The following is an 11643-nucleotide window of genomic DNA, read 5'->3' as shown; positions in this document are numbered from 1 at the left end:
TATTTTTTTATAAGTAATTGATTTAATTGATGAAATACGCGTTCCATGCGGACTTCAGAATCAGCGTAGTCACAATAACCAAGAAAGCTTTTCTTACAAAAGTACTGCCATGCTTAATCGCCAAGCGGCTACCGAATTGACTCCCCGCAATATTGGCCACCATCATGGCAAAACCTAGGGACCAATTAATTTGGCCAAGACTTGCCAACATCAGGATTGCCGCTAAATTCGTAGCAACATTCACCAACTTCGTTGCAGCAGAGGCGTGCAAAAAATCAAAGCCAAAAAAGCGCACAAAACCAAACAATAAAAAACTGCCAGTGCCAGGCCCAAAGAAGCCATCGTAAAAGCCTATTGTTAAGCCGAGAACAATTCCCTTAAATTGTTGATGACGACCAACCGCTTTGGGAGCATGGACCTCTCCAAGTGAGGGCTGAAACCAGGTATATAGCAATAGGAATAACAAAACAAAAGGTAAGGCTTTCCGCAAGGGCTCAGCTGGAAAATTGCTGACTGCATTTGCACCCATTAGAGAGCCAATAAAACCAGCAACAATTGCAGGGCCGACAATAGCCCATGGAAGAGAGACATGGCGCAGATATCTGCGTGCGGCATTTAAAGTTCCGCCAACCGCCGATACTTTATTGGTTGAAAGCAGGGTTGCGGGAGGCGCTTCAGGATAGGCGGCAAACAATGCAGGCACCTGTATCAGGCCGCCGCCGCCAGCAACAGCATCAACTAGGCCGGCAAAAAAAGCCATCGCCAAAAGCAGTGGCCAGATATATATTGAAAATTCGATGAGAGTCTCTTTTATTTAAATGAGTACGGCGCAATTAAAAATTGGCGCCGTACTAAAATCAAATAATAAAAGGAAAACAAAAACTAGTTTTTGTTTTTAAAGTGCGCAGCGATTTCACCAACAACCCCGCGACGGAATGCTAAAACACAAATTACAAAAATAAATCCTGTTGCAATAGTGCTCCATGAGCCAATGTTCGCAAGATAGTTTTGCAAACCAACGACGATACCAGCGCCAACTACTGGACCAAGAATTGTTCCCATGCCGCCAAGCAAAGTCATCAATACAACTTCACCAGACATGTGCCAATGAACATCAGTCAAGGTTGCTAGCTGGAATACCAAGGACTTCATTGATCCTGCCAAACCAGATAGAGCAGCAGAAATTACAAAAGACATGAGCTTAAATCGATCGACGTCATAGCCCAAAGAAATCGCACGGGGCTCGTTTTCACGAATGGCTTTCAAGACCTGCCCAAAAGGGGAGTTCACAGCGCGCATGATAAGAGCGAACCCAAATAAGAAAACGGCCAAGACAAAATAGTACATGGCAACATCATCTTTTAGATCAATCAGACCAAACAACATACCACGAGGAACACCTTGAATGCCGTCCTCGCCTCCCGTGTAGGGAAGCTGAACTGCCAAGAAATACACCATTTGCGAGAGCGCTAAAGTAACCATCGCAAAGTAAATGCCCTGACGACGAATCGCCAAGGAGCCTATCAAAAAGCCGAGCACGCCGGAGCCCGCAACACCAAACAAAATTCCTAGCTCAGGGGAGAGGCCAGCTTCTTTGCAAAAGTATGCGGTTATGTACGCCGCGGTTCCAAAGAACGCTGCATGTCCAAAAGACAACAAGCCAGTAAAACCCAAAAGCAGATTGAATGCGCAAGCAAAAAGGGCGAAACACAGCACCTTCATTGCAAACACTAAATAAATAAAATCCTGGAACGGCAATAATAGGGCGATTAAAACCAAGACACCGTAAAGCAGCTTTGTTTTTGAATTCATGATTATTTTTCCCGCCCAAAAAGTCCAGCAGGACGAAGCAATAGAACAATTGCCATGATCACAAAAATCACAACCCCTGACGCCTCTGGGTAAAAGACTTTAGTAAGGCCCTCGATTAAGCCCAAGGCTAAGCCAGTCAAAATCGCGCCCATGATAGAGCCCATGCCGCCAATAACCACCACAGCAAAAACTACGATGATGAGGTTTGAGCCCATCAACGGATTTACTTGGAAAATTGGTGCGGCCAATACACCGGCAAAACCAGCCAAGCCAACGCCATAGGCGTAAGCCAAAGAAATCATCAACGGAACATTGATTCCAAATGCTTGGAGTAATTTTGGATTTTCGGTTCCTGCGCGCAAATACGCGCCCAATTTGGTTCGCTCAATCACATACCAGGTGGAGAAACAAACGGCCAAAGAAATTACCACCACCCATAAACGGTATTTAGGAAGGATGATTCCAATGGACTCCAGTGGGATAGCGCCTTGAAGCAACTCTGGGGCTGGATAGCTCTCACCGGAGATGCCATACCAATGACGGAACATGCCCTCAATAATTAATGCCAAACCAAAGGTGAGCAGTAGGCCATACAAATGGTCTAGGTGATAAAGGCGTCGTAGCATTGTGCGCTCCAGAATTAAACCGAAGCCCGCCAGTACTAGCGGTACAACAATTAATGCAAACCAATAATTAATTGTTAGGTCTGGAAAGCCCAGCCATTGACTAATCTGAGTTAAACCAATCCACGCAATAAAAGCACCCATGGTGTACTGGGCACCATGGGCAAAATTAATGATGTTGAGAAGGCCAAAAATAATGGCCAATCCCAAGCTCAATATGGCATAGAACGAGCCATTAATAAGCCCCACCAAGAGCTGGGCCACCAGCCCTTGAGGGGTAATTCCGAGAAGTTCAAACATTCTTGATTTCTATTTACTTACTTGTTAACTAATTTGCACTTCGATTGTGAAAGCGGCAAAGTAGCTTCGGCGGCAGGGATCGTCGCGCGAACATAGTAGTAATCCCATGGGCTCTTAGAGTCCGCAGGCTTCTTCACCTCAAGCAAATACATATCATGTTCAAACTTACCGTCGGCACGAATCTTGCCTTTAAAGAGACCGTCATCAATGTTGGTCGATTTAAGCGCCTTCATTACAGCTTGTGTATCGTCTGTGCCAGCCTTTTGAACCGCATTCAAATAAGCAAGAACGGATGAGTAAACGCCGGCTTGAACCATGGTTGGCATGCGTTTGTGTTGCAAGATAAAGCGTTTGGAGAATGCACGAGTCTTGTCATCCTTGTCCCAATAAAAACCTTCTGTAAGGTACATACCCTGTGCAGCAGGCAAGCCTAAGGAGTGCACGTCAGAGATAAACATCAACAAAGGAACAACGGTTTGTTTTTTGTTGATACCAAACTCAGAAGCTTGCTTTACCGTGTTGATGGTATCTTGACCGGCGTTAGCCAAAGCAACTACGTCTGCACCGCTAGCTTGTGCCTTCAAAAGATATGAAGAGAAGTCACTGTTGGGGAATGGGTGCTTGCTAGTACCCAATACCTTACCGCCATTAGCGGTAACAACTGCTGTTGCATCTTTTTCAAGTGCTGCGCCAAAAGCATAGTCAGCGGTAATGAAGTACCAATTCTTTTTGCCCTGCTTTACAACCGCCTTACCCGTACCATTTGATAGGGCATAAGTGTCATATGCCCAATGCACGTTGTTGGCAGTACATTTTTCATTGGTAATTGGTAAAGATCCAGCCCCAGAAACCAAAGTGATTTTGTTCTTTTGCTCAGCAACTTCCATTACGGCCAGCGCAACGTTGGTAGAAACTAACTCGACAATTACATCAACGCCGTCTTTGTCATACCATTCGCGCGCTTTATTGGCGGCAATATCAGCTTTGTTCTGATGATCAGCGCTTACAAGCTCAATCTTTTTGCCAATGACGGTCCCGTCTTTAGAAAAATCAGCAATTGCCATTTTTGCAGCAATCACTGCGCCCGGACCAGCCAAATCAGAATAGGTGGAAGACAAATCAGTTAACACTCCGATCTTGACTACATCACCACTTACCTTGGATCCTGCTTGTGCAAAAACTGGGTTTGACGCAAACATCGTCGCGGCAACCAGTGATGCGGTTATTTGCTTTAACTTCATTCCTATCTCCTATAGAAAACCACTAAACACCAAGATACTCATTTAATAGAGCCGCTTTTTCAGCAAGCTCACTTTGTTGCACCACTTCAACTACGTTACCGTGCTCAACCACATAATGCCGATCTGCCAGTGGTGCAGCAAAGCGGAAATTCTGTTCAACCAATACGATCGTGAAACCCTTGTTACGTAGGCTTGTAACAACCTCACCCAGCTTTTGCACAATGACTGGTGCCAAACCTTCGGTAATTTCATCCAATAGCAACAGTTTTGCGCCTGTTCTCAAGATGCGCGCCATGGCCAACATTTGCTGCTCACCACCAGATAAGCGTGTACCCGGACTGTTGCGTCTTTCGTATAGGTTTGGAAACATCTCGTAGATTTCGTCCAAACCCATGCCGCCCGATGCAATCTCTGGCAAAAGCAATAAATTTTCTTCTGTACTTAAGCTTGCAAAAATGCCGCGCTCTTCTGGGCAAAAACCTACGCCGAGGCGAGCAATTCTGTATGTAGGCATTGCAATAGTTTCAGTTGCATATATTTCTATCGAACCAGTTCTTTTGCTGGTCAAGCCTAAAATCGTTTTCAGGATGGTGCTACGACCCGCGCCGTTTCTACCCAATAAGGTAACCACCTCACCATCACGGACAGCAAAATTCACGCCATGCAAAATGTGTGACTCACCATACCAGGACTCTAAATTCTTTACTTCAAGCGCCATGGTCATAGTGCATCTCCCCCATGACTACCCATATAAGCCTCAACAACCAAGGGGTTGTTTGAGACTTCGGTATATGAGCCCTCGGCCAATACGGAACCACGCTGCAATACGGTAATACGGTCTGCAATTGAAGAAACCACCTTCATATTGTGTTCAACCATGAGAATCGTGCGGCCCTTGGCTACACGATCAATTAACTCCGTAACGCGCTCCACATCCTCATGGCCCATGCCCTGGGTGGGCTCATCCAAGAGCATCAACTCTGGCTCCATCGCTAATGTAGTGGCGATTTCAAGGGCCCTTTTTCGGCCATAGGCGAGATTCATTGTGTCTTCGTTGGCAAAACTTTCCAACCCCACTTCGTGCAAAAGCGCTAATGCACGATCATTGAGGACATTTAAGGAGTCACCGGACTTCCAAAAATGAAACTCCGTGCCCAATCCTCGCTGCAGTGCAACACGAACATTCTCCAACACCGTTAAGTGCGGGAAAACTGCGGAAATTTGAAATGAGCGAATAACGCCGCGTCTCGCAATTTGAGCTGGAGCCTCTTTGGTGATATCAATCCCATTAAACAGAATTTGGCCGCTACTGGGCTCCAAAAATTTTGTTAGTAAATTAAAGCAAGTTGTTTTGCCAGCGCCATTAGGGCCAATTAAAGCGTGAATGGTTCCTCTGGTGACGTCTAAGTTAACGTCACTTACCGCCGAAAATCCTTTAAAAGACTTTCCGAGTCCAATTGTTTTTAAGATTTTTTCTTGCAAGCTCATACCCTCTACCCCCTCTTGGGGCAAGACATTGAGGATAACTCAAGATGCCTGCCTTATATATAGCGATAACCCTAAATTGAGGGTGTTTATAGCCTAAGGATTTTGTGAGGCTTTAATAAATTTTTGAATGGCTGTTTTAGCAAGATCGTCCAAAACATCCATGGGTATTCGTTGTGACCCTTGAACAATCATTAAGGCATAAGGTTTTGCAAGCGCCGAGGCCTCGGCACACAAACGCAACTCGTCGCCTTCAGCTGGAGATTGATTGCGCCAATAGTTAATGGCGGCCTCAAGTTCTTGAATTGTGACGTACAGCATTAGAAGTGTTTGGTTTACTTATCCTGAAGCGCAAGCATCGTGCCGCGGCACTTCTTGGCACCACAACGACACTCGTAATCTTTTTTCATTTGCTTGGTAATGCGGCCCTCAATGTCCAAAGAGTAGTCATAGAACAACTCTTCGCCAACCTTGAGATTGCGCTTGGCATAAATAAAGACGCGAGGTTTGCCACCAAAAGTATCTTCGCGGGTTTCACAGATTGGCTTACAGGAATGATTAATCCAGCGAGCAGCATTACCGCCGTATTTGGCATCAATAACGCGACCATCATCCAAAGAAAAATAAAAAGTATGGTTTGGATCTTTGGGGTCGTGTGGGTGACGCTTCTGTGCAAGCTTCCAGCTAATTCGCTCACCCTTGTATTCAATAATGGCTTGCCCTTTTTTAATTGGCTTAGCAACAAACACGCCCTTGCCATGAATTGGCGAAGACTTAACAACAATAGAAGATCTGTCCACCTTTGGTGGTTTGAGTTTTTTGGATGCCATGTTTATACGTCTAGGTTACGAGCAATAAGTGCATTCTTTTCAATAAACGCGCGACGGGGCTCAACCTCATCACCCATTAGCGTTGTGAAGACTTGGTCTGCAGCAATTGCATCTTCAATTTTTACCTGCAATAAGGTGCGCGAACCGGCATCCATTGTGGTTTCCCAAAGCTGCGATGGATTCATCTCACCAAGACCCTTGTAACGCTGACGACTCAATACACGCTCGGCTTCGGACAACAACCAGGAGAATGCGCCCCTAAAGTCATTAATGGTTTGCTCTTTTTGGTTTTTATCTGGATCACCTCGCCGAACCTTTGTGCCAGACAAGACTTTGCCAGACAAAACGGCTGCGGCATTAGCAAGACTCTGATAATCGTCGCCATGAACGAAATCAGAGTTAATGGTTGATAACTTAAGATTACCGTGGATTCGACGCGACAACAACAAACGGAATCGCTCCGTACGGTCTTCCTTTTGCACAATGATTTCTGGTGGTAGTGCCAATGGATTTAAAGAGTCGGCGAGAGCCAGCCTTAAGCGATCGGCGGATTCGTTGGCAGATTTTTCTGTATCTAAATTTAATTGGGTTCCAGAGGCAATTGCACGCAACGCATCTTCATCAATTGTGCGAGACAGGCGATCAACAATAGATTGAATCACTTGATAGTGTTTTGCCAACTCATTTAAAGACTCACCCTCAATCAATTCACCGTTTGGTGTCTGTAAAGAGGCGGTTTCAAGCGCAATCTTTAACAAAAGCTGGTTAAGTTCAGCGTCGTCCTTAATATATTGCTCGCTCTTACCAAACTTCACCTTGTAAAGCGGCGGTTGAGCAATGTAAATATGGCCACGCTCAATCAACTCCGGCATCTGTCTATAGAAGAAGGTTAGCAAGAGGGTGCGAATATGGCTTCCGTCTACGTCCGCGTCGGTCATAATAATGATGCGGTGATAACGTAGTTTGTCGGCCTTGTATTCTTCAATGCCAATGCCAGTACCCAAAACCGTAATGAGTGTCACCACCTCTTGACTGGCCAGCATCTTGTCGAAGCGCGCTTTCTCAACATTGAGAATTTTTCCCTTTAAAGGAAGAATTGCTTGAAAGCGTCTGTCGCGTCCCTGTTTTGCAGAGCCGCCTGCGGAGTCGCCCTCGACAATAAACAATTCAGATTTGGCTGGATCTTTTTCTTGACAGTCTGCTAACTTACCAGGTAAGCCCAAGCCGTCCAAAGCACCCTTACGCCTTGTCATATCACGAGCTTTTCGTGCAGCCTCTCGAGCGCGTGCAGCGTCGACGATTTTTCCACAAAGGATTTTTGCATCTGCCGGGCGCTCCTGAAGATAAGCGGATAGTGCTTCGGCAACAATCTCTTCTACGGGGCCACGTACTTCGCTAGAAACCAGCTTATCTTTTGTTTGGCTGGAGAATTTTGGCTCAGGTACTTTTACTGACAAAACGCACGCAAGGCCTTCGCGCATGTCGTCACCAGAAATCTCTACTTTGGCTTTCTTGGCAACTTCGTTTTCATCAATATACTTATTAATAACGCGCGTCATCGCGGCGCGTAATCCCGTTAAATGGGTGCCACCATCGCGCTGAGGAATGTTGTTTGTAAAGCAAAGCACTTGTTCACTAAAACTATCATTCCATTGCATTGATACTTCAGCAGTAATTTGTCCACCTAAGTCTGATGGACGAACCCCTTCAGCATAAAAAATATTTGGGTGTAAAACATTTTTCGTTTGGTTTATGTATTCAACGAATCCCTTAACGCCGCCAGAGAAAGCAAAGTCTTCTTCTTGACCAGTGCGTTGGTCAATTAACTTAATGTGTACGCCGTTATTTAAGAACGAGAGTTCGCGGATACGTTTTACAAGAATCTCGTAATGGAATTCTACATTTCCAAAAATCTCTTCGTCAGCTAAAAAGTGAACCTCTGTACCAGAGAGTTCTGTGTCGCCGGTTACGGTGATGGGGGAAATAGCAACGCCATTCTCCTCTTGAATGTTGCGGTTTTGTATAACGCCGCGCGCAAACTCCATGTAGTGTGCTTTACCGTCGCGACGAATGGTTAGTTTTAGCCATTTTGAAAGCGCATTTACACAACTAACACCTACACCATGCAAACCACCAGACACTTTGTAGCTGTTTTGATCAAACTTGCCTCCGGCATGTAACTCGGTCATCACTATTTCAGCCGCACTTCTTTTTGGCTCATGTTTGTCGTCGTACTTAATGCCGGTTGGAACACCGCGCCCGTTATCAACAATAGAAATGGAGTTGTCTGTTTGAATAACAACGGTAATTTCAGAGCAATAGCCTGCTAATGCTTCATCAATAGAGTTATCTAAAACTTCAAATACAAGATGATGAAGACCCGTACCATCAGAGGTATCTCCAATGTACATACCAGGACGTTTACGAACAGCCTCAAGACCTTCTAAGATTTGAATCGATGCGGCACCGTACTGCTCAACCACTTTTTTTTCTTCAGTCATTTTTTTCTAAATTAAATGCGCATTGGCATTACAACATACTTAAAGCTTTCTGAGCCTGGTAATGTAATAACAGCGCTACTGTTTGCATCACCCAAGCTGATTTGAATTTTTTCATTTTTTAGGTTGGCAAGAACGTCTAACAAATAGCTCACATTAAAACCAATCTCAACCGCATCTCCGCCGTATTCGGTCTCAATCTCTTCCTGCGCCTCTTCTTGCTCGGCGTTGGTTGATTGAACGGTAATGCGATTTGGAGACAGCGAAAAACGTACACCCTTGAACTTATCGGTAGTCAAAATTGCGGCGCGTTGTAGTGCTGCTTGCAAAACGTCACGACCAACCGTTAGGGAGTTTTTATGTCCTTTTGGAATAACTCTTTGGAAGTCTGGGAACTTACCTTCAACCAATTTAGAAATGAGCTCAATATCACCAAAAGCAAATTTCACTTGATTTGCAGTCAAACTAATTTCTATCGGTTCATCTGAGTCTTCAAGTAAATGTTGGCACTCAAGGATGGTTTTACGGGGAATAATGATTTCTTGTCTCTGACCTGAACCAGATGGTGGCTCGGTAAGCTCTACTTGTGAAAACGCCAAACGATGGCCATCTGTTGCAACCGCAACCACCTCTTTACCCTCAACAACAAGCAACATTCCATTTAAATAATAACGAATGTCTTGTTGAGCCATTGAAAAGTGAACCTGACTAATCAGCTGGCGGAAACTTTTTTGAGACATCTTCCAAGCTGCAGTAACCTCACCAACGCCCTGCATTACTGGGAACTCTGTAGCAGATAAAGTTTGCAAAGAGAAACGGCTTTTACCACTCTGAACAACCATCTTGTTATCTTTAAGATTTAAAGAGACTGGCCCCTCAGGTAAAGCTCTCAGAATATCAAGCAGCTTCCTCGCTGCAACTGTAGTTGTGACATCCTCGCTACCAACACCAAAGTTCGCATTGGTAGTAATTTGAATCTCAATATCGGTAGAAACAAAAGATACTTTTTCACCAACCTTTTTAAACAAAAGGTTGGCCAAAATTGGCAGTGTGTGTCGACGCTCAACAATCCCACTTACCACCTGTAGTGGTTTCAATAAATTATCGCGCGAGGTGTTAACAAGTTGCATTGCTTTTAAATCCTTGTATATATCTTAGTAGTAATAGTAATAAGGCTTCGTTTTTCCGTGGATAACTCAAAAACCTCAAACAAAACAACACATTAAACGTCTAAAAACCTGTGGAGAACTTATGTATAAGCCCTGCATAAAAACTGGATAACCTTTGTGTAACACCCTATTTTTGCATGAAGCGCAGACTTTCCACAATTTATCCACACTTAATCCCCAAACTTATCCCCAGTGTTACCCACAACCTTATCCACAGGCAAAAACCTAAGCTTTTAAGGTTTGCTCAATAACGTGAATTTCGTGGTTCAGTTGACTATCATGCGCACGCTCGTCAGCAATCTTTCTAACAGCATGCAACACAGTTGTGTGGTCTCTACCGCCAAACAACTCACCAATCTCAGGGAGGCTTTTTTGCGTCAACTCCTTGGCCATAAACATAGCAATTTGGCGTGGTCTAGCAATATTGGCGGGCCGCTTCTTAGAGTACATGTCGGCAACCTTAATACTGTAGAAATCAGCAACTGCCTTTTGGATGTTTTCAACCGATATTTGGCGATTCTGGATGGAAAGCAAATCTTTTAGAGCTGTTCGAGCTACCTCAATCGTCACATCACGGCCATGAAAGCGGACAAAAGCCAAAATCTTCCGTAAAGCCCCCTCTAATTCTCGAACATTTGAGCGTAGGTGTTTAGCCACAAAGAAAGCAACATCTTCGCTCATTGGTATTCCTTCGCTTGCGGCTTTTTTCATCAAAATAGCCACCCGCATCTCCAACTCAGGGGGCTCAATTGCTACCGTGAGTCCAGAGTCAAACCGGGAAATTAAACGATCATCGATCCCAGCCATTTCTTTGGGGTAGGTATCGCTAGTAATAATGACTTGAGACTTGTTGCTCAGTAAAGCCTCAAAAGCATAAAAAAACTCTTCTTGGGTTCTAGATTTGCCACTAAAAAACTGAATATCGTCAATTAGTAGGAGATCTAAGGAGTGGTAGTAGCGCTTAAAGCGATCGAATGCCTTTTGTTGATAAGCCCTAACCACATCGGATACATATTGTTCGGCATGTATATATCGAATCCGAGCGTTGGGCTTTTCTTTTAACAGATGGTTACCAATAGCGTGGATTAAATGGGTTTTGCCCAAACCAACGCCGCCATACAAAAACATGGGGTTGTAAGAGGTTCCTGGGTTGTGGGCAACCTGAATAGAGGCTGCCCTAGCAAGTTGATTGGCCTTGCCAGTAACAAAGGTTTCAAATGTAAGGTTTGGGTTGAGTTTTGAGTGATCCTCAATCTCAAAGGATTGATCTTCTGTTGAAACAACAGGCTCAGCCTCATTTGCCATTTCTGGTTCGCTAGACTGAGCCTCTTTTGGGGCTGTGCCCGTTATGGGCGCTGATGTGCCATCTATAGCAAGCACAAAACCAACATTAATAGGAACACCAAAATACTGTGATGCAAGCTCGTGAAAACGATCTGCAAATGTTTTTTTAATCCAATCCAGCTTAAATCGGTTGGGAGCGCCCAAGGTTAGTGAGTGATTACTCTCCTCAAAAGATACTAGCGTCAAAGGCTGTATCCAGGTTTTAAATTGCTGGGGCGACAGTTCACGGGAAAGGGCGCCTAAAGCGCTATCCCAAAAACCCAAAGGGCTAGTTGAATTCAAGGCGGCGGGATTTTGTAAGTTGCTCATATTTTTGGAGGATCCATTGTAGCCATCCCCCA

11 protein-coding genes are annotated in these 11643 nt (G+C 44.7%); all 11 read right to left on the bottom strand.

The window, feature by feature from the left end:
* Positions 1-22: 22 nt before the first annotated feature.
* The 11 genes from A8O14_RS00055 to dnaA all read right to left on the bottom strand — a co-directional run bounded on the left by A8O14_RS00055 (position 23) and on the right by dnaA (position 11611).
* Entirely contained in the window at positions 23-760 is a 738-nt protein-coding gene (locus A8O14_RS00055; protein ID WP_068947661.1) for a sulfite exporter TauE/SafE family protein, read from the bottom strand.
* A 122-nt stretch (positions 761-882) separates the two neighbouring features.
* On the bottom strand, positions 883-1812 hold the full coding sequence (locus A8O14_RS00050) for a branched-chain amino acid ABC transporter permease (RefSeq protein ID WP_068947660.1): 930 nt from the start codon (positions 1810-1812) through the stop codon (positions 883-885).
* Positions 1813-1814: 2 nt separating this feature from the next.
* Positions 1815-2735 carry a branched-chain amino acid ABC transporter permease gene (locus A8O14_RS00045; RefSeq protein ID WP_068947659.1) on the bottom strand — a complete coding sequence of 307 codons (921 nt, stop codon included), beginning with the start codon at positions 2733-2735 and terminating at the stop codon, positions 1815-1817.
* Between the two features lie 17 nt (positions 2736-2752).
* Positions 2753-3976 (bottom strand): ABC transporter substrate-binding protein, encoded by a 1224-nt coding sequence (locus A8O14_RS00040; RefSeq protein WP_068947658.1) that lies wholly within the window; start codon positions 3974-3976, stop codon positions 2753-2755.
* A gap of 22 nt (positions 3977-3998) precedes the next feature.
* A complete protein-coding gene (locus tag A8O14_RS00035; RefSeq protein WP_068947657.1) occupies positions 3999-4700 on the bottom strand; it encodes an ABC transporter ATP-binding protein in 702 nt (233 codons plus the stop codon).
* Positions 4697-5464: an ABC transporter ATP-binding protein gene (locus A8O14_RS00030; protein ID WP_191904663.1), complete on the bottom strand. Its 768-nt coding sequence runs from the start codon at positions 5462-5464 to the stop codon at positions 4697-4699. Before A8O14_RS00030 ends, A8O14_RS00035 begins: the two co-directional genes overlap by 4 nt.
* 93 nt (positions 5465-5557) lie before the next feature.
* The gene (locus A8O14_RS00025; RefSeq protein ID WP_068947656.1) at positions 5558-5782 is read right to left on the bottom strand and encodes a DUF3717 domain-containing protein; all 225 of its coding nucleotides are present in this window, start codon (positions 5780-5782) and stop codon (positions 5558-5560) included.
* Between the two features lie 14 nt (positions 5783-5796).
* Positions 5797-6291 (bottom strand): SET domain-containing protein, encoded by a 495-nt coding sequence (locus A8O14_RS00020; protein WP_068947655.1) that lies wholly within the window; start codon positions 6289-6291, stop codon positions 5797-5799.
* Positions 6292-6293: 2 nt separating this feature from the next.
* Positions 6294-8792 carry a DNA topoisomerase (ATP-hydrolyzing) subunit B gene (gene gyrB / locus A8O14_RS00015; RefSeq protein WP_068947654.1) on the bottom strand — a complete coding sequence of 833 codons (2499 nt, stop codon included), beginning with the start codon at positions 8790-8792 and terminating at the stop codon, positions 6294-6296.
* An 11-nt stretch (positions 8793-8803) separates the two neighbouring features.
* Positions 8804-9919: a DNA polymerase III subunit beta gene (gene dnaN, locus A8O14_RS00010; RefSeq protein ID WP_068947653.1), complete on the bottom strand. Its 1116-nt coding sequence runs from the start codon at positions 9917-9919 to the stop codon at positions 8804-8806.
* 264 nt (positions 9920-10183) lie between these two features.
* A complete protein-coding gene (gene dnaA, locus A8O14_RS00005) occupies positions 10184-11611 on the bottom strand; it encodes a chromosomal replication initiator protein DnaA (RefSeq protein ID WP_068949628.1) in 1428 nt (475 codons plus the stop codon).
* Positions 11612-11643: the final 32 nt, after the last annotated feature.

Source organism: Polynucleobacter wuianus, assembly GCF_001659725.1.
In the GTDB taxonomy this organism is placed as follows: domain Bacteria; phylum Pseudomonadota; class Gammaproteobacteria; order Burkholderiales; family Burkholderiaceae; genus Polynucleobacter; species Polynucleobacter wuianus.
This window is presented reverse-complemented; position numbering and strand designations above follow the sequence as displayed.